Source organism: [Clostridium] symbiosum, from assembly GCA_036419695.1.
Classification (GTDB): domain Bacteria; phylum Bacillota; class Clostridia; order Lachnospirales; family Lachnospiraceae; genus Otoolea; species Otoolea symbiosa_A.
Genome location: CP143946.1, coordinates 4731512 through 4751072, shown reverse-complemented (window position 1 = coordinate 4751072; position 19561 = coordinate 4731512). Strand labels below are relative to the sequence as shown.

The following is a 19561-nucleotide window of genomic DNA, read 5'->3' as shown; positions in this document are numbered from 1 at the left end:
ACAACAAGGCGGCAAGGTTATGTTTGGCAGGCATAGCATGCCGCCTTTCTGCGTCGTAGTGGAAAAGAATATAAAAACAGGATATGATATGACAGACAAGCTGCGAACACACATTATAATTGCTTAGAATTTTGAAAAATGATATGATTATTAACAGAGAAAACAAGGAGGTGCGGAGGTCTTATGCAGGATTCATTAAATTATTATAACGAGCATGCAAGGGAGTTTTCTGATAATACGATAGCGGTTGACTTTAAGAATATGCAGGATAAATTTCTTGCATATCTGGAGCCGGGAAGCCGGATTCTGGACTTTGGGTGTGGCTCTGGAAGGGATACGAAATATTTTTTATCCCGGGGCTACGATACGGATGCTTCAGACGGTTCGGAGGAATTGGTTAAAATCGCTTCCGAATACACCGGAATACAGGTAAGACGAATGTTGTTCCAGGAACTTGATGTAACAGAAAAATATGATGGCATATGGGCATGCTCCTCTATTCTGCATCTGCCGTATGCGGAACTGGCGGATGTGATAATAAGGATGGGGAAAGCGCTGGTACTGCATGGAATTGCCTATACCTCTTTTAAATATGGGAATGGAGAAGGCGTTCGGAACGGCCGGTTTTTTACGGATATGACAGAGGAAAAGATAACAGGACTTCTGAATGAAACGGATGTATTTAAAATAGAAGAGATATGGATAACATCGGATGTACGCCCGGGAAGAGAGGTGGAAAAATGGTTAAACCTGATATTACGGAAGAAATAAAAGTTCAGGATAATATACATTTTGATATCGAACAGAGTGAAGCCATCACCGGGGGAAGGAACAAAAGTAAATTTTTGCTGTACAAGTTAAAAAACAGCATGCCGAAGGCGGAGAGGATTGATATTATTGTGTCTTTTCTTATGGAATCCGGAGTGAGAATGATTTTGGATGACTTGAAGCAGGCACTGGAGCGCGGAGTCAGAATAAGAATATTAACAGGAAATTATCTGGGTATTACTCAGCCGGGAGCTCTTTATCTGATAAAAGACCGGCTGGGTGACCAGGTAGATCTTCGGTTTTATAATGAAAGAAAGCGTTCATTCCATCCTAAGGCATACATTTTCCACCGTAAGGAATTCAGCGAGATTTACATAGGTTCTTCAAATCTATCAAAGAGCGCACTCATGTCGGGGATTGAATGGAATTATAATTTTAATGACAAACGGGACGGGAAGAGTTTTAAGGAGTTTTATCATACATTCGAAGATCTTTTTTACAATCACTCTAATATTATCGATGACCAGACTTTAAGGGAATATTCTCTTAATTGGAAGAAGCCTGCCGTGCAAAGGGATCTGGACAGATATGACAGTGAATCTCAGGAAGAAGATGAGGATGTTGAGGAGGAGCTGTTCCAGCCGAGGGGAGCACAGATAGAGGCCCTCTATGCTTTGAAAAACACCCGTAGGGAAGGTGCGGACAAGGCGCTAATTTTTGCAGCTACGGGCATCGGGAAAACGTACTTGGCGGCGTTTGATTCTATGTCGTATGAAAAGGTGCTTTTTGTAGCACATAGGGATGAAATTCTGCAGCAGGCAGCCGAAAGCTTTCGGAATGTCAGACATTCCGATGACTACGGCTTTTTTACCGGGAAGGTGAAAACAACTGGCAAATCTGTTATTTTCGCATCGGTATTCAGTCTGGGAAAGCAGTCAAGCCTTAACGAACAAAATTTTTCACCGGAGTACTTTGATTATATTGTGATAGATGAATTCCACCATGCGGTAACGGAGCAGTACCGGAATATCATAGCGTATTTTAAGCCACGCTTTTTGCTGGGACTGACAGCAACACCGGAGAGGATGGATGGAAGGAGTATTTACGAGCTGTGTGACTATAACGTACCCTACCAAATCAGCCTGATGGATGCAATTAATAAAGGAATTCTGGTACCCTTCCACTATTACGGTATTTATGATGAAACAGTCGATTACTCATTGATCCGCAGAGAAAATGGTGCCTATGTGGAAAGGGCTCTGACGGCAGGCCTGCTGGCAGACGGCAGACCAGATTTGATTTTCAGGCATTATATGAAATACCGTTCATCCAGGGCACTGGGATTCTGCTGTTCCAGAAAACATGCCGAGGAGATGGCAGGAGAGTTTAGCCTGAGGGGGATTCCGGCTGTAGCGGTATACAGTAATGCGAACGGTGAATATTCAGAGAACCGGACCGAGGCGCTCAGGAAGCTGCGCAGCGGTGAAATTAAAGTAATCTTCTCGGTCGATATGTTCAATGAGGGATTGGACGTACCTGATGTTGACATGGTCATGTTCCTAAGGCCAACGGAATCTCCTGTGGTATTTCTTCAGCAGCTCGGCAGAGGGCTTCGTAAGAGTAAGGGAAAAGAATACCTGAATGTACTGGATTTTATCGGTAATTATGAGAAGGCTGGGGCGGCGCCGTTTTTATTGAGCGGAAAGCCGTATTCCAGGGCGGAGTCGGGAAAAATGCAGCAGCAGGACTTTGAGTTTCCGGACGACTGTATTGTTGATTTTGATATGCGGCTGATTGATTTGTTTCATGAAATGGCAAAGAAAGGGGTTAAAAAAGACGAACTTGTCCGGGAGGAGTATTTCCGTATTAAGTGGCTTCTGAAGGTTAGAATACCAACGAGAATGGATTTGTTTGCCTGCATGGAGGATGATGTTTACAGACTGTGCAGTGGTTTGAAAAACAGTCCGTTTAAACATTATCTGAAATACCTGGAGAGTATTGGAGAACTGGGTAAGATGGAGTCGGGTATTTATAACAGTAAAGGAAATGCATTTCTGGAAATGATAGAAACGACACAGATGAGCAAGTCATATAAAATTCCTGTTTTGATGGCATTTTATAATGATGGGGATGTAAAAACTGAAATCAATGAAGATGATATCTACCGGAGTTACATGAAATTTTATTTCACGGCAAATAACTGGAGGGATCTGGAAAAAGATAAGAGTACGAGTGACTACCGTACTTGGGATGCAAAACGCTGTGCCGATGAGGCACTGAAAAATCCGGTTCGTTATCTCCTGGATTCCGGGGAGGGGTTTTTTGTAAAGAAAGAAGGAGCGATTCTTGCAATGAGTCAGGATATACATGAAGCGGTTAAAATGGAGGGATTTGCGGAGCAGATGAAAGATATTATTGAGTACCGGGCCGCGGATTATTATAGGAAGAGGTATGAAAAGGAAGTGTAGTTTTAAACCTGCAGGGAGTTTTTGAGACTGATATCCCCGGAGTTCAAGGTAAAAGGAATAACATTTAAAACATAACATTTCTCATGATGACAATTTATAAAAGGAGAGGTACGGAATGGACCAAAATTATATTAAATATGGAATTTACCTTTAGAAACACCGGAGGGCAGTATTGATAAAGAGCGCCAAGACCTCTATTATGCTATTTATTGGTGTGATAACTGTAACGTACCTCTCTATAGTGACGTATGCCCTTGCTATGGTACAAAGGGGAGTATGTAGCTGCGGATCTCAGGCCGGTATTTCCTAAGGAGGTTTTGCTAATCGGTATTATTTTAAATGTAATGAATCCATTGGCATTACAAAAATCTTCTGTTTGGAAAGGGAAAGGATTTTATGTTATAGACGGAAAGAAAATACGAATTAATGCTGCAAAACTCAAAAGATTACCAGCCTAAAAGAAGCAGGCATAGCAGGGCCTGTAAAAGTATTTGCAGGTATTCTGTAATATCAGTTAATACACTACCGGATAGGGCTGTAGAATATAAAATTAATAATGAATAATGTGTACGCTGTGGGGATTGTGTTGGACATTTTGATGCAGGATGTTATATGAAAAAAGTTCTAGGAACGAAGCGAAGATGATTTTATTTAAAGTGTAAATCAAATATAAGGGAGTGTAAAATAGAGTGTGAATTTCACTTATGAACTTACACATTCTATTTTACACTTCCCTTTTTAGATTCTGTTCCCCATTGTAACTCTGTTTAATATGGTTTATTTAGAAAAACATCTCTTCACAAATCCTCTTACCCGTTTCGGTTCTGAAGATATTCTGATAAGCCGCATCCGCAGCTTCCGGCTGCAGCCCTTCCTCAAACAGATTTACCAGGAAATCGGCCTCTAAAAGGATCTGATAATCCATCCCGTCCACATCGGAATAGGTGTGGTGATGCCCGACCAGATAGCTGACACGGTCGATGACCGAGGCTCTGAAACCGAGGGAGCGAAGCAGCTTTTCAGCTGGTTCCGGCCCTTCCTGTTCCTGGAGTTTGCCGTTGCAGTACCCATATTTTTCTTCGGCCGGTTTGATTCCGATATCATGGACAATCGCAGCGGCTTCCAGAGTAAGCTGGGTGTCGCCGTCCAGGTTTTCAGAAAGTCCGATGAGCCGTGCAAAGCTGTGGACTTTTAAAAAGTGCTGAATCCGCTTGGGATCACCGGAGTTGTAGTGAATCATTTTCATCATCAGTTCGTCAAGTATATCCATTTGAAAATTCCCCTTTTCTTCCCGATACAATCGATGTTCGGTCATGGTAATATTATTAAAACCACACCTAGAGTATACTCGATTTTCCTTGCAGGTACAATGGATTTGTTTACTATTTCTGTCTGGTATAGTAAAATAAGGTATCAGATCAGTCGTGATGTATTCCGCGGGTGGGGATACTTAAGGGAGAGCAGTGTAGGCTGACGGTGTCCGCCAGACTTTGCAGCTCAGAGCATAATTGAAAAGGAGAAACAAAAGGCCTATGTGGAATTACACAAAATGCACGGCAGCAGACAGGGAAGAAAAGCTGGGCATGCTTGCGGAAGCGTTCAGGGAGGAAAAGGACAGTTCAAAATACTTATCGGAAGTCCGCAAATATATCAACAGCACACAGACGACAATTGTACTGCTTCAGGATTTGGAGGCCAATATTCTGATTGAGATGGACTACGTTCCGGTAAACGACTATGTTTTCCGTGTGGTCAGCATTGAGGAAAGCGGTATTAAGAATCAGGGGCTGCCATGCCTGACGATTCAACAGGCGGTACAACAGTTTACGGCACTGGTGGAGAATGAGACAGGGAAATAGAATTAAAATAGCTACAGACGGGGTTTCCCCGGCAGAAATGAACTGCCCGGGGAACTCCCTTTTGTTTACTTTTGCCATAAAGTATAGTAAAATAGGGAATCATGTAATTACAATGGAGGTTTTCTGCGCTGATGAAAAAATACGATTATCTACTGGTTGGAAGTGGTCTTTATGCGGCGGTATTTGCCTGGATGGCCGGAAAGAACGGAAAGAAATGTCTTGTAATAGAGAAAAGGGATCATATCGGAGGCAATATTTACTGCCGTGAAGTAGAGGGAATCCGTGTTCATCAGTATGGAGCCCACATCTTTCATACATCGAACAGGGAGGTATGGGACTTTGTAAATCAGTTTACGGAGTTTAACCGCTACACCAACAGCCCGGTGGCTAATTATAACGGTGAGATGTACAATATGCCGTTTAATATGAATACGTTCAGCAAAATGTGGGGAATTTCCAGGCCGGACGAAGCCAGGGCCATCATCGAGGAGCAGATAAAAGCCGTTCCCGGGGAGCCAAAGAACCTGGAAGAGCAGGCGATCAAGCTGGTTGGTACGGATATTTATAAAAAGCTTGTAAAGGGTTACACGGAAAAACAGTGGGGACGCGACTGCAAAGAGCTTCCGGCATTCATTATCCGCCGTCTTCCGGTGCGTTTTACCTATGACAATAACTATTTTAACGATCCTTATCAGGGAATCCCAAAAGATGGTTATAATGCAATTATAGAGAAACTTTTCGACGGTTGTGAAATCAGGACCGGCGCGGATTATCTGGAAAACAGGGAAGAGTACGACGGACTTGCCGAAAAGACTGTATATACGGGTATGATCGACGCCTACTATGGTTACCGTTTCGGAAATCTGGAATACAGGAGCCTGAGATTCGAGTCGGAGCTTCTGGACACCGACAACTTCCAGGGAGTGGCCGTGGTCAATTATACGGATCGGGAAACTCCGTTTACAAGAATCATTGAACACAAGCACTTTGAGTTCGGAACCCAGCCAAAGACCGTCATCACCCGGGAATATCCCGAGGACTGGAAGATGGGCATGGAACCTTATTATCCGGTCAACGACGAAAAGAACCAGGAGCTTTACGGGAAATATGCCAAACTGGCAGCCGGTGAGGACAAAGTCATTTTCGGCGGCCGTCTGGCAGAGTATAAATACTATGACATGGATAAGGTAATTGAATCGGCACTGAAACGTGCGAAAGAGGAATTTGGCGATGAACAGCAATAAAACAGCAGGCAGTGAACAGGGTAAATTCTATGAGCCGGAAGTTCTCGCCCGTCTGCAGCAGGAGATTCTCTCGATACTCGATGATTTCCTGAAACTGTGTGAGGAATACCATCTGGAATATTTCGGCATTGCTGGAACCGGGATCGGTGCCATCAGACACAAGGGTTTTATCCCCTGGGATGATGACATCGATATTGCCATGCCCAGAAGGGACTTTGAAAAATTCTTGAAACTCGTACAGAAAAAAATGGGTGATAAATATCTGGTACTGAACGCCAAGACGTGTCCGGAGTACCCTCTGATGACAACGCGTCTGGTAAAGCGCGGGACCGTATTTATTGAAGAGGTAATGAAGGATGTGGACTGCCCCTTTGGCATTTTTCTGGATCTCTATGTGCTGGACAATGTTTCCGACAATCCGGTCATGTACCAGGTTCAGTCCTGGGCAGCGTGGTTCGTCAGCAAACTGATGATCCTGCGGTGCATCCCGAGGCCGACGCTGGCACAGAACGGTTTGAAGGCCGCGCTCATCTGGTCGGTCTGCGGTTTTGTCAACAAAGGCATGAACTTGCTCCACGTATCGCCGGAGGGTCTGCGGAGAAGCTGTGAGGCGGTCTGCAGAAAATATGAAAAACGAAAGACAAACAGAATGGCCTTCCTGCCCGACACCAGTCCATACTGGAACCTGGTGGACAAGAGAAAATACCATCCGTTAAAGAAGATGGAATTTGAGGGCAGAATGATGAACTTCCCCGGTAACATAGAAGAAATGCTTACCAACATGTACGGCGACTATATGAAGCTGCCACCGGTGGAGAAGAGAAAGACCCATTATCCGTACCGGCTGGCCTTTTCAGACGAGAAAAACGTTACGCTTCACTCTGTGCCCGGTAACACGCTTTGCGATGCCCGGAAACGGTAGAAAATACAGAAAGACAGGTAACAGCCATGAACTTACTCAGAACCCTCCTGATTGGAGGAGACGATAATCTGGAAAAACGGAATATGGCATGGAATATGCTGGGGAGCCTTCTCTATGCATTTGCCTCAATGGTCCTGTCGATCGTTGTCATACAGATTGTCGGCGAGGATGAGGGCGGAATCTTCAGCTTTGCGTTCTCCGCCTTCGGACAGCACATGTTTATGGTTGCCTATTTCGGCATGAGGCCGTTTCACATCACGGATATCGGAAGACGTTATACATTTGGCGAGTACCTCCGTCTACGGTTTGTGACCTGCGGCGGCGCCCTGGCATTCGGCCTGGTTTATGTGCTTTTCAACCAGGACAGCTATACTTATGTAAAAACCATGACCGTTATTCTGATGGTCTGTTATAAAGTAATCGACGGTTTTGCCGACGTGTATGAAGCGGAGTTCCAGAGAAACGGAAGACTGTATCTGACCGGCAAATCCAATACATTCCGGACGCTTCTCTCGGCAGGCAGTTTCATCGGCTGCCTGGTGATGACCCATAACCTGGTGCTCTCCTGTATGGTTTCGGTGATTGCCCAGATTCTGGGAGTCCTGATATTCAACATTTCCGTCATCGGAGAGCTGCCGCAGGTGGACTGGAGCTGCCGGAAAGGCAGATGCAGTCTGCTGTTTCAGGAGAATTTTGTCCTGTTCTTATCGGCAATTATTGATTTCTATGTGTTTTCCGCTTCCAAATATGCAATAGAGGGAAACATGATGAATAAAGATCAGGCTATTTTCGGAGCGATATTTATGCCCACCAGCGTGATTAACCTGGTAGCCGGATTTGTTATCAGACCTTATATTACAAAGCTTTCCCTGGTATGGGAGAACCGTGAATTTGCAAATTTTGCACGGGTAGTCGGCCGTCTGGCCGCTATCATTGCGGGACTTACGGTGTTGGCGCTGGGAGGGGCATGGTTCCTCGGCATTCCGGTGTTAAGCATGCTGTATCCGAAGCTTGGCTATGCGCTGTCGGCCAGCCGTCTGCCGCTGCTTTTAATTATTCTGGGCGGAGCATTTAACGCCTATATTAACCTGTTTTATTATTCGCTCGTCATTATGCAGAAACGCAGGCATATTTTCGTTATCTATGCACTGGTGGCGGTAATGGCGGTCACGATTTCCGCACCGTTTGTCAGATGGATGGGAATCCTGGGCGGAGCGATGTCATACCTGATACTGATGTTTACGCTGACGGTCTGCTTCGGACTGACGGCACTCTGGTTTTTCAGAAAAGAGAGGAAGAGCGCGAAATGATTAATTTTACGGTAGGTCCCGTCCAAATGGAGGAGGAAATCAGGAAAATCGGAGCAGAAGAAATTCCGTATTTCCGTACGCCTGAATTTTCCGCTCTGATGAAGGAGAATGAATCCCTGATGAACCGGTTTATGAAGGCCGGAGAGGGAGCCAGAACTGTGTTCCTGACGGGTTCGGGCACCGCGGCGATGGAAGCCGCCGTGATCAATCTTTTTACGAAGCAGGACAGGCTCCTGGTTGTAAACGGAGGGAGTTTCGGCGCGCGGTTCGTCAGGATTTGCCAAATCCACGGCATTCCATATAATGAAATCAGGCTGGAGGCGGGAAAAAAGCTTACCAAAGCACATCTGGCTCCATATGCAGTCTCAGGAGATTCGGGGCAGGGAGATTCCACACAGAGATACACCGGATTTCTAGTCAACGTCCATGAGACATCCACCGGAGTACACTATGATATGGAACTGATCAGCCGTTTCTGCCGGGAAAACCGTTTGTGGCTGGTTGTGGACGCGATCAGTTCGTTTCTCGCGGATGAATTTCTGATGGAGAAATGGGGCGTGGATCTGGTGCTGACCGGTTCCCAGAAGGCCCTTGCCCTGCCGCCGGGAATCGCCGCGATCGTAATGAATGATCGGACCGTGAAGCGCGTGGAGGAATCACGGGTGGAGTCGCTCTATTTCAATCTGAAGGACTATCTGAAAGACGGGGAGCGCGGCCAGACGCCTTTCACTCCTGCGGTCGGTATCTTAATTCAAATGAACCGCCGTCTTAAGGCGATAGAAGAAAAGGGACTTGTGGAAGAGCAGAAGCAGATAAAAGAGCTGGCAGAGGATTTCAGACAGAAGATAGGAGAGCTTCCGTTTCAAATTGTATCGGAATCGTTGTCGAACGCGGAGACGCCTCTCGCCCCGACTGGTAAGAATACCGACGGAAGTCCCGTATCGGCGTACCGGATATTCGAGATACTGAAAGACGAGTACGGAATTTTTGTATGCCCGAATGGAGGAGAATTGGCAGAGAAGGTTTTCCGGGTAGGCCATATCGGACATCTTACGAAAGAAGATAATCAAAAACTGGTGGATGCATTGAAAGATATGCAGGACAGGGGGCTTTTGTGAAAGTACTGATTTTAGCGGCGGGCAGAGGAACCAGAATATCGCGTTACCTTTCGGGTAATCCAAAATGTACGGTGGATATAGGCGAAGGACAGTGCCTGATCCAGTATACGGTGGAACTTCTTAAATCCAGGGGAATCCGGGAAATCGGGCTGGTTCTGGGATATAAGGCACAGGTGATCCGGGAGGTACTGAAAGGACAGGATGTTTCATTTTATTATAATCCCTTTTATGACGTTACCAACAGTATTGCTTCCGCATGGTTTGCAAAAGACTTCCTCACAGGCGGTGACCTGCTGATTATGAACGGGGATGTCTATCTGGAGGAACGTCTTCTGGACCGGATTCTGGAGGAAAAGAAGAGTCCGGTGATGTTTGCCGACGAGAGCCGGAAAGAGACTGCGGACTACAAGTTCTATTATGAAAACGGAATTTTGAAAAAGTTCGGAAAAGAACTGGAGGGTGACGATATCACCGGTGAATATATCGGAATCGGCTGCTTTTCCGGAGAATTTATGCCCGAATTCGTGAGAAGGATGGAAGAGATGATAGACCGCCAGGAACACTCCGTCTGGTGGGAGAATGTAATATACAGCATGACGGAGGAACAGCCCGTTTACGTGGAAGACGTGGGCGGCCATTTCTGGGCTGAGGTGGACTATATTGAGGATTACGAGCGGATTCTGGAACACAGAGGCGTGGAGAAGATTGTAAGATAAGATGGAGAGAAAATAAGGTTACTGTTCACAAAATAAGAAATATCAGGCAGGTAGAAACTTTGATGGCAGAGCGTTTAAAGATGAACAAAAAGAAGAATGACCATGGCGAAAAAAATGGCAGACACACAAATAATCATAGACAGAACCTGAAAAAACTGGCGCTTACCGCACTGGTAGTGTTTGTCATGGGTATTTTTCTCGAAGTTCTCTGTAACCTGCCGCTGATCCGGGCCAATGCAGGGAAGAGCCAGGGAAGTTTCGTTGTCGACATGAGCCGTGTTACTTATGAAGGATTTCATGAGGAAGACGGAAAACTCATATTTGACGGGGAAAACGGAAAAATACGGATACCGCTTGACGGACGTTTTGTGGGAAAATTCTGTTATTCCTACGAGTATGACGGCCTGTTAAATACCATGGTAAAAGTGGGGGTTTACAATGATTATGGTGAGCTGAGGGAGCGGGATATCCTGACGGTGGAAGACAGAAACAGCAAAAATGTGAAAAATTCCTGGATTCCGGTGGGCAAGAAGGCGGAGTATGCGGAAATCTATATTTTCCGGGACGCTCTCGATGAGCCGGGACTTTCCTATATTGATTTCAAGGCCATGCCGCTTCATATCACGGGATTTGAGGCCGTTACGGCGCCGTCGGCCAACTGGTACAGGCTGTGTTTCTTCTGGTGTCTCTTTGGTATCGGGGCAATGCTCATATTTTACAGGGAGTATATCGGAAAACGGATTGAGATTGGCTTTCTGATTATCTCCATCAGTGTGGGAACGCTCCTTTCCCTGTCCCTTCCGGCCAATAAGGTGAGCTGGGATGAGGAAGTCCATTTTTCCCAGAGTTTCTGGATGTCCAACTACAGGACGCCGGTTTCCGTATCACCGGCCATTACCCAGGAATTTATTGCAGGGATCGACACCTGGCCCTATAATCAGCCGGGAACGGCCGAGGAGCAAAAAGAATTTGATGATTATCTGGACCGGACAGGCGATTACAGGAATGGCGGAATCACCTGGAGTGCAGATTTAAATAAAACGATTTTTACCGGGTATGCAGGGGAGGCACTGTTTTTAAAGGCAGGCCAGCTTTTCCGTCTCCCGTTTTCTCTGGTGTATAAGCTTGGAAGACTGGGAAATCTTTTCATTTACTGCATCGCCCTCTATTTTGCCATAAAGAAAACGCCGGTTGGCAAGGGAATTATGGTTTTCCTGGGCCTGATGCCGGAGCCGATGATGCTGGCAGGGGTCTATTCCTATGATCCGACCGTGACGGCCTTTCTATATCTCTCATTTGCTTATATTCTGTCGGCGATTCTGGAGCCGGACAAAAAGATCACCTGGAAAGAATACGCGGTGCTTATGTTTTCTTTCTTCTGGGGATGCAGAATTAAGGCGGTCTATGCACCGTTATTACTGACCGGACTGCTGATACCCGCGGATCATTTCAGGAGCCGCAGGGAAAAGCTGATTATGAAGGGCGGTATGGTTCTGCTGTGCCTGGGGCTGATGGCTTCCTTTGCCCTTCCGGTAATTTTTTCACCAAGTGAGACGGGGGATGTGAGGGGCGATAACACCAGTGAGGCGGGACAGATGTCCTATGTGCTGGGACAGCCTGTTGCCTACGCAAAAATATTGATTCAGAATATCTTTCATACCCTGCCGTCCTATGTAATAGGAGAAAAATCTCTGGGACTTTTGGGACATCAGGGAGAAGTCGCGTTCCCGTGGCTGATTTATGCAGGTTCGGCGGCAGTTATCCTCACCGGGGGACAGTCCTCTTGTGGAAAACGTCTGGACTGGAAGCAGAAGTTGTGGATATTCATCCTGGCTTCGGCCGCGGTTGTCCTGGTCTGGACCTCCATGTATGTAATTTTCACGACACCGGGCAATACTTATATTGACGGGGTTCAGGGGCGCTATTACATTCCGTTCCTGTTCCTGGTATGGCTGGTGCTGAATCCCAAATGGGTTACGGTCCATTTAAAAAACCAGGATTATTACGGTCTTGTGCTGGCGCTCTCGGGAGGAATGCTGCTGGCGGTCTACTATATGAATGTGCTGCAGAAATTCTGCCTGTAAACGAATCCGGAATTCAGGGAACGAAAAGGAGTGAGGAAATGGAGAACGCAAAGAATCATTTTGATAAGGCCCGTCCGGTGCATACATTTGCCGTCTGCGCCTATAAAGACTCGCCCTACCTTGAGGCCTGTATCCACTCCCTGAAAGAGCAGCAGGTGAAAACCGATGTGATCTGCTGTACCTCCACGCCGAGTCCCTATATCGAGAAAATCACCGGGAAATACGGGGTTCCCCTGTATGTGCGGGACGGTGGGAGCAATATCAGGGAAGACTGGCTGTTTGCGTACCACAGGGCGGAAGGAGAGCTGGTGACAATTGCCCACCAGGATGACGTATACAGGAGCGACTATACGAAAGAGCTTTTAAAGGCATATCAAAAATATCCCGATATGACGGTTTTTGTCAGCGACTATATGACGCTGAAGGTCACGGAGAAGGGAACGAAGACAGAGTGCTTCAACACGGTCTGGCTGGTGAAGAAAATCCTGCGTCTGCCTTTGAGACTTAAATTTCTGTCCGGCGTGAGGGCGGTAAAACGAAGCAGCGTGATTTTCGGCAACTCCCTCTGCTGTCCGGCCTGCACTTACCAGAAAAAGATGACAGGAGAGGAGATGTTTGGCTCAAAGTATGATTTTGCCCTGGATTGGGATAATCTCTATGAGCTGGCGGGGCGGAGCGGCCGGTTTATCTGCGTGGAAAAACCGCTGATTGCATACCGCGTCCACGAGGGAGCGACGACAAAGGCCTGCATCGAAGATAACAGACGCACAAAGGATGAGATGGCGATGTTTGAAAAAATGTGGCCGTCATGGATGGTAAAAATCCTGATGCACTTTTATGTAAAAGCGTATGATGAGTATGAATAGATTTTGGCTTACAGGCAGTATTTTGCGAGCTGCGGGAGAAACAGAAAGAGAACCGACAGGACAGGGCCGCAGGGCCGGGAGGATAAACGAACGAAATGAGTGCTGCTGACATTAGGGAGAGCGGGAAAGAGAAGACAGATGTACGGCGGGGGGCGGGGGCACAGGAAGTGAACCGGCATCAGGATACGGGGACAAGCCCGAGGGTAGATGTCATCATCCCTGCATTCAGGCCGGGCGATAAACTGGAGCAGCTTTTAAAGCGGCTGCTGAAACAGACTTACCGGGTGAACCGCATTATCATCATGAATACAGAGCGCCAGTATTGGAATGAGGAGCGTTTTGAGCCTCTGTTTTATGAAAGCAAAACCGCTATGACCCTGATTCATCTTCCACAGGAGGAATTTGATCACGGCGGAACCAGGCATAAGGGGATCCTTGCCTCGGACGCGGAAATCTGTATCTGCATGACCCAGGATGCGGTTCCCTATAACCGGGATCTGGTGAAAAATCTTGTGGCTGCTTTAACTGCGCGGGACGATATCGCCGCCTCATATGCAAGACAGCTCCCGGCCGAGGACTGCCGGGTGATTGAGAGGTACACCAGGGACTTTAATTACCCGGGGGTGAGCCGGATAAAAGGGAAAGAAGATATAGCGGCGCTGGGAATTAAAACTTATTTCTGTTCCAACGTCTGCGCCGCCTATAAGAGAGATATCTATCTGAAACTGGGCGGATTTACGCAGAGAACCATTTTCAACGAGGATATGATATATGCAGCCGGAGCCGTAAAGGCGGGATATAAAATTGCCTATGCGGCCAATGCGGAAGTGATTCATTCGCATAATTACAGCGCCTCCCAGCAGCTCCGCCGGAACTTTGATCTGGCTGTGTCGCAGGCGGATCACCCGGAAGTTTTTTCGGGCCTGGCATCCGAAGGAGAAGGGATGCGTCTTGTCAAAATGACGGCCATGTGGCTGTTTCGGAATGGAAAATGGTACCTGGTTCCGGAGCTTGTGGTCCAGAGCGGGTTTAAATACATGGGATACCGCTTGGGAAAAGCTTACAGAAAACTTCCTGGCTGGCTGATCAGGAAGTTAACGATGAACCGGGCATACTGGAAGCAATAAAATCTTACAAACCTGAGTAACAGTTACAGACCTGATATCAAATGACGGAGGAAAAAATGGCAGAACTGCTAATTGTGATACCAGCTTATAATGAGGCAGAAAACATAGAACGCGTGGTAAACCGGCTGATAGAGGATTTTCCCCAGTACGATTACATCATCATCAATGACGGCTCCAAGGATCAGACGGCGGCCATATGCAGGCGGAACGGTTATAATTTCCTGGATCTGCCGGTCAACCTTGGGCTTGCCGGAGGTTTCCAGGCCGGGCTTAAATATGCGGCCAGAAACGGCTACCGTTACGCAGTCCAGCTCGACGGGGACGGGCAGCACAGGCCGGAATATATTGAGGCGATGAAAGAAAAGATGGATGAGGGATACGACATTGTGATCGGTTCCCGGTTTGTGGGACAGAAAAAGCCATTTACCATGAGAATGCTCGGAAGCAATCTGATCGAGACCGCAATCCGGATAACCACGGGCGAAGACATCAAAGATCCGACCTCGGGAATGAGAATGTTCAGCAGGAAAATGATAGAGGAATTTGCAAAGGGCCTCAATTACGGTCCGGAGCCCGATACGGTATCCTATCTGATAAAACAGGGAGCGCGCATCGCGGAGGTGCCGGTTATCATGGATGAACGCCTGCTGGGCGCCAGCTATCTGACGCCGGTCAATGCATCGAGATATATGGCTAAAATGCTGATATCGATTTTGCTGATTCAGAATTTCAGGAAGAGAGGTTAACGGATCATGACATTTATGCTGCGAATTGTTCTGATTATAGTTTCCATGGCAACCACGGCGCTGATTATGAGAAGAATCCGCCAGTCCAAACTGCAGATAGAGGATTCTATTTTCTGGATCGGTTTTTCATTTATCCTGATTTTGTTCAGCATCTTCCCACAGATACCTGCTATCCTGGCCAGGATGGCGGGAACCTATACAACGGCCAATTTTATCTTCCTGTCGGTTATTTTCCTTCTGATAGTCAAGATGTTCCATATGTCCATCAAGATGTCCCAGCTCGAAAGCAGGGTAAAAGAACTGGTCCAGGAAATGGCCCTGGAAGAGAACCGGAGAACGGCTGAGAAGAGTAACAAAACGGAAGCGGGGGTAAACGCTGAAGCGGAGACTGGGAAGGATGAGGATTTAGTTGAGATGTGAGGACGCCTCTGTAAGACGGCGGACCGGGGAGTGGGAGGGTGTGTATGAGTCTTCAGTCCCGGCCATAACCTTCCCGTGGGGAATCCGGGAGAAAAAGATTCCGCAGGGAACCTGGAAGTCCATCAGTACTTAGGTGGCGTATTTTGGCACCTTAGTACTGTTATGCACTTCAAAGAGCGCAAGCGTTTCCCGGAGGAATTTTTTCTGCCCGGATTCCCCACTCGCGACTAAACTCAAACCGGGACTGAAGACTCACAACCTCCCCCTCACCATCCCGAACCCCGACCGTACCGTCGCGTTCTTATTCCTCAACCAAATCCCTATTGCCAGGTTCCCACGGTAGTGATATAGTAGGTTACAGTCCGGTTTCGGCATCATACAGGATTTATCATACACAGGTAAAACTGCAATGTGAAACAAAGAGCTGCACGTTTCACTGCATGAGATAGAATATTATGTTAACACAGATAAAGGAGAGATTAAAATGGGAAAGATTACAGTAACCCCCTGCGACATTGAGGGACTTTATGTTATTGAACCAACGGTATTTAAGGATGAAAGAGGATATTTTGTAGAGACCTACAACCAGAATGATTTCAAAGAAGCAGGGCTCAACATGGTATTTGTACAGGACAACCAGTCCATGTCCGTAAAGGGTGTGCTCAGGGGACTCCATTTTCAGAAGGAATATCCTCAGGGCAAGCTGGTACGCGCGGTGCGCGGTTCGGTATTTGACGTGGCCGTGGATCTCCGTTCCGGTTCTAAGACGTATGGAAAATGGTTCGGCGTAGTTCTTTCGGCCGAGAATAAAAAACAGTTCTATATCCCGGAGGGATTTGCCCACGGTTTCCTCGTCCTTTCTGACGAAGCGGAGTTCGCATACAAGTGTACGGATTTCTATCATCCGGGAGACGAAGGCGGACTGGCATGGAATGATCCGGAGATTGGAATTGAGTGGCCGATCGAGGAGGGAATGGAACTGATTATTTCCGAAAAAGATAAAAAATGGGGCGGTTTCAGGGATACATTTAAATTCCAGATGTAAGGCCGTTTACAACAGTTTAGCCGCAGGCTGGACTGTTTCAGCCGTTCGGCTTTGCGGGTGACTGTGAACCTGCTGTGGTTTTATGAAAGAGGAGCGAACGGTGACTTTTACAGAAATTAGAGCGTGTTTGAAAATTGCTTTCCGTCAGATGTGCAATTTTCAAACACGCTTTAGTCCGGAGGTTCTTAATGAGAGAATTGATTGCCCTTGTAAAAGGGATTGTTAACAAAAGAAAATTAATTCTGGATCTGTCTATAGCGGATTTTAGAAAACGGTTTGTCGGTTCTTATTTCGGTATTGTGTGGATGTTCATCCAGCCGATGGTGACGATTGCAATTTACGCATTCATTTTCGGTGAACATGGGATGAGAAACGCACCGCCCGTAGAAGGGGCGACTTACGTCATTTGGCTGACACCAGGCCTTATTCCCTGGTTCTTTTTCAGCGAGGTGCTGAACACAGGGACAAACTGTCTGCAGGAGTATCATTATCTTGTAAAAAAGGTAGTGTTTGAGGTGGAAATGCTGCCTATTATAAAACTGATTTCCTGTTTTATGGTACATGTCTGTTTCCTGGTAATTATGATAGGTCTGTATCTGGTCAGCGGCTATGCGCCCAGGATTACCTGGGTTCAGATTCTATACTATTCCTTTGCCGCGTCCATGTTCAGTCTGGCGCTTGTGTATTTTACCAGCGCGGTTCAGGTCTTTTTTAAAGATATGGCGCAAATCGTGGGAATCTGTCTGCAGTTTGGAATGTGGCTGACTCCGATTATGTACGATGAAGCTCTTTTTACGAGCCGGGCGGCGTGGCTTGGGATCGCCTTTAAACTGAATCCTTATTACTATATTGTAGCGGGATACAGGGACAGTATGATGACCGGAAACTGGTTCTTTGAGCGTCCCACGATGACAATCTATTTTTGGGCGGTAACGCTGATTGTTATGGTCTTTGGACTTAAGGTGTTTAAAAAAATGAGACCGCATTTTTCAGATGTACTTTAGAATAACAACGAAAAGTACGCTTCGCGAACTTTTCATTGCCGATCAACAACGAAAAGCATGCTTTGCGGACTTTTCATTGCCGATCAACAACGAAAAGCATGCTTTGCGGACTTTTCATTGCCGATCAACAACGAAAAGCATGCTTTGCGGACTTTTCATTGCCACTCAACAGAAAACGCCCCTGTACCGGATTCATGGTACAGGGGCGTTCGACTATCTGTATATAGGATGATTCTTTATTTTCTCCGGGCAGAACCTTACTCAATGTCCTCCTGCCTGGCAAAGTGTGCATCCGGAGGGAGTAGCCGCACAGCCGCCGAGCGCCGTTTCACGCAGTTCAACCGGAAGGCGTTTTCCGACGGAGTACATGGATGCGATCATCTCGTCCAGGGGAATTAACTGCGGGATGCCCGACAGAGCCATTTCCGCGGCGATCAGGGCGTTAGCCACGCCTGCGGCATTGCGGTTCTGGCAAGGGTATTCCACCAGCCCGCCGACCGGATCGCAGACGAGGCCGAGCATGTTCATCAGAACCGTGGATGCGGCATACAGGCATTGCTGCGGTTCGCCTCCCATCAGTTCCACGGCCGCCGAGGCCGCCATGGCGGAGGCGACGCCGACCTCGGCCTGGCAGCCTCCCACGGCGCCGGCTACGGTGGCATTGCGCATGGCCAGGTAGCCGATGGCCCCCGCATTAAACAGAGCATCGATTAATCGATCGTCCGAGATATGGTATTCCTCCTGCAGGGCAAGCAAAAGACCCGGCACAATGCCGGAAGACCCGGCGGTCGGAGCGGCCACAATGAGTCCCATGGAGGCGTTGACTTCAAGGACCGCCATGGCATAGGTGATTCCACGGCTCAGGACGGAGCCGCAGATATTTTTCCCTTTTGCGTGATGGACGCTGAGCTTTTTTGCCTCGCCCCCGATCAGTCCGCCCATGGATTTACCCGGGCATTTGATGGGAGAGGAGGCGGATTCCCGCATGATCTCCAGCACCCGGTTCATACGGTGGCGGATTGTATCGGCTGTTGTTTCACCCAGTTCACATTCCCGCTGTCTCATTACGCTGGAGATCGGGAGATGATTGATTCTGCATAATTCCAGCAATTCTTTAGCATTTTTAAAATCCATAATTCAATTACTCCTTACAATGGGATGAAAATCAAAAAGCAATTTCCAACACGCTTTATGACTGGACGATCATGACGTCGCGTACGTGGCAATTTTCCTTCAGCATTTCCGTGACATCTTCCGGGAGGCGGCCATCCGACTCTACAATCGTGTAGGCGGTGTGTCCCTTAGATTCGCGGAACAGTCTCATGAAAGCGATATTCACGTTGCGGTCGCTCAGGCATTTGGTAATGTGGGCAGCCACACCGGGCCTGTCCTGATGGATAACGATGACGGCGCTGTATTCGCCTGTGAATTCTACCTTCACCTGATTGATACGCACGATGCGGACCTTTCCGCCGCCCAGGGATTCCCCTCGCACCGTCATGACGCGTTCATCCTGTCCGGTCATGCGGATGTCCACCGTGTTAGGGTGGATATCCGTCTCTTCTTCATTGGCGATGAAAGAAAAGTCCAGGCCGCGTTCCTTTGCAATCTGGAAAGAATCGCGGATTCGGGTATCGTCCGTTGAAAAACCCATGATACCACCCAAAAGGGCGCGATCGGTTCCATGGCCGCGGTATGTCTTGGCAAAAGAGCCGTAGAGCGTGAATTCCACTTTTTTAAGCGGACTTCCAACCATCTTTTGAGCCAGGAAGGCGATGACGGCCGCTCCCGCCGTATGGGAACTGGAGGGCCCGATCATGTTGGGACCCAGAACATCAAATACACTGATGAATGACATTGGTAA

General features: G+C 47.5%; 18 protein-coding genes. 15 read left to right on the top strand and 3 right to left on the bottom strand.

Annotated features, from left to right (window positions below; translation table 11 throughout):
* The first annotated feature begins 183 nt into the window (after nt 1-183).
* Entirely contained in the window at nt 184-771 is a 588-nt protein-coding gene (locus V3C10_21225) for a class I SAM-dependent methyltransferase (protein WVP61797.1), read from the top strand.
* The gene (locus V3C10_21220; protein ID WVP61796.1) at nt 741-3236 is read left to right on the top strand and encodes a DEAD/DEAH box helicase family protein; all 2496 of its coding nucleotides are present in this window, start codon (nt 741-743) and stop codon (nt 3234-3236) included. Before V3C10_21225 ends, V3C10_21220 begins: the two co-directional genes overlap by 31 nt.
* Before the next feature lie 781 nt (nt 3237-4017).
* On the opposite strand, the gene V3C10_21215 is transcribed toward V3C10_21220, so the two are convergent.
* The gene (locus tag V3C10_21215) at nt 4018-4506 is read right to left on the bottom strand and encodes an HD domain-containing protein (GenBank protein WVP61795.1); all 489 of its coding nucleotides are present in this window, start codon (nt 4504-4506) and stop codon (nt 4018-4020) included.
* Nucleotides 4507-4768: 262 nt separating this feature from the next.
* Between V3C10_21215 and V3C10_21210 the strand changes: the two genes are divergently transcribed.
* From V3C10_21210 to V3C10_21150, 13 genes are all read left to right on the top strand, one after another.
* Nucleotides 4769-5095 carry a hypothetical protein gene (locus V3C10_21210; protein WVP61794.1) on the top strand — a complete coding sequence of 109 codons (327 nt, stop codon included), beginning with the start codon at nt 4769-4771 and terminating at the stop codon, nt 5093-5095.
* Between the two features lie 131 nt (nt 5096-5226).
* Nucleotides 5227-6339 (top strand): UDP-galactopyranose mutase, encoded by a 1113-nt coding sequence (glf, locus tag V3C10_21205; GenBank protein WVP61793.1) that lies wholly within the window; start codon nt 5227-5229, stop codon nt 6337-6339.
* Nucleotides 6326-7261: a LicD family protein gene (locus tag V3C10_21200; protein WVP61792.1), complete on the top strand. Its 936-nt coding sequence runs from the start codon at nt 6326-6328 to the stop codon at nt 7259-7261. The genes glf and V3C10_21200 overlap by 14 nt, the downstream gene beginning before the upstream one ends.
* A gap of 26 nt (nt 7262-7287) precedes the next feature.
* Nucleotides 7288-8571 (top strand): lipopolysaccharide biosynthesis protein, encoded by a 1284-nt coding sequence (locus V3C10_21195; GenBank protein ID WVP61791.1) that lies wholly within the window; start codon nt 7288-7290, stop codon nt 8569-8571.
* Nucleotides 8568-9689 (top strand): aminotransferase class V-fold PLP-dependent enzyme, encoded by a 1122-nt coding sequence (locus V3C10_21190; protein ID WVP61790.1) that lies wholly within the window; start codon nt 8568-8570, stop codon nt 9687-9689. Before V3C10_21195 ends, V3C10_21190 begins: the two co-directional genes overlap by 4 nt.
* Complete coding sequence (locus tag V3C10_21185) at nt 9686-10405, top strand: phosphocholine cytidylyltransferase family protein (protein WVP61789.1); 720 nt, start codon at nt 9686-9688, stop codon at nt 10403-10405. The genes V3C10_21190 and V3C10_21185 overlap by 4 nt, the downstream gene beginning before the upstream one ends.
* Nucleotides 10406-10467: 62 nt before the next feature.
* Nucleotides 10468-12489, top strand: coding sequence for a DUF2142 domain-containing protein (locus V3C10_21180; protein ID WVP61788.1), 2022 nt, complete (start codon nt 10468-10470; stop codon nt 12487-12489).
* A gap of 38 nt (nt 12490-12527) precedes the next feature.
* Entirely contained in the window at nt 12528-13355 is an 828-nt protein-coding gene (locus V3C10_21175; protein ID WVP61787.1) for a glycosyltransferase family A protein, read from the top strand.
* Between the two features lie 95 nt (nt 13356-13450).
* Nucleotides 13451-14482, top strand: coding sequence for a glycosyltransferase (locus V3C10_21170; GenBank protein ID WVP61786.1), 1032 nt, complete (start codon nt 13451-13453; stop codon nt 14480-14482).
* 56 nt (nt 14483-14538) lie between these two features.
* Nucleotides 14539-15228 (top strand): glycosyltransferase family 2 protein, encoded by a 690-nt coding sequence (locus V3C10_21165; protein WVP61785.1) that lies wholly within the window; start codon nt 14539-14541, stop codon nt 15226-15228.
* A 6-nt stretch (nt 15229-15234) separates the two neighbouring features.
* Nucleotides 15235-15648, top strand: a complete 414-nt coding sequence (locus V3C10_21160) for a DUF2304 domain-containing protein (GenBank protein WVP61784.1) — start codon at nt 15235-15237, stop codon at nt 15646-15648.
* Nucleotides 15649-16132: 484 nt separating this feature from the next.
* Nucleotides 16133-16693 (top strand): dTDP-4-dehydrorhamnose 3,5-epimerase, encoded by a 561-nt coding sequence (gene rfbC, locus V3C10_21155; protein WVP61783.1) that lies wholly within the window; start codon nt 16133-16135, stop codon nt 16691-16693.
* Between the two features lie 188 nt (nt 16694-16881).
* On the top strand, nt 16882-17697 hold the full coding sequence (locus V3C10_21150; GenBank protein WVP61782.1) for an ABC transporter permease: 816 nt from the start codon (nt 16882-16884) through the stop codon (nt 17695-17697).
* A 261-nt stretch (nt 17698-17958) separates the two neighbouring features.
* On the opposite strand, the gene sdaAA is transcribed toward V3C10_21150, so the two are convergent.
* Nucleotides 17959-18831 carry an L-serine ammonia-lyase, iron-sulfur-dependent, subunit alpha gene (gene sdaAA, locus V3C10_21145; protein WVP61781.1) on the bottom strand — a complete coding sequence of 291 codons (873 nt, stop codon included), beginning with the start codon at nt 18829-18831 and terminating at the stop codon, nt 17959-17961.
* 55 nt (nt 18832-18886) lie between these two features.
* A complete protein-coding gene (sdaAB, locus tag V3C10_21140) occupies nt 18887-19555 on the bottom strand; it encodes an L-serine ammonia-lyase, iron-sulfur-dependent subunit beta (GenBank protein WVP61780.1) in 669 nt (222 codons plus the stop codon).
* Between the last annotated feature and the right edge of the window lie 6 nt (nt 19556-19561).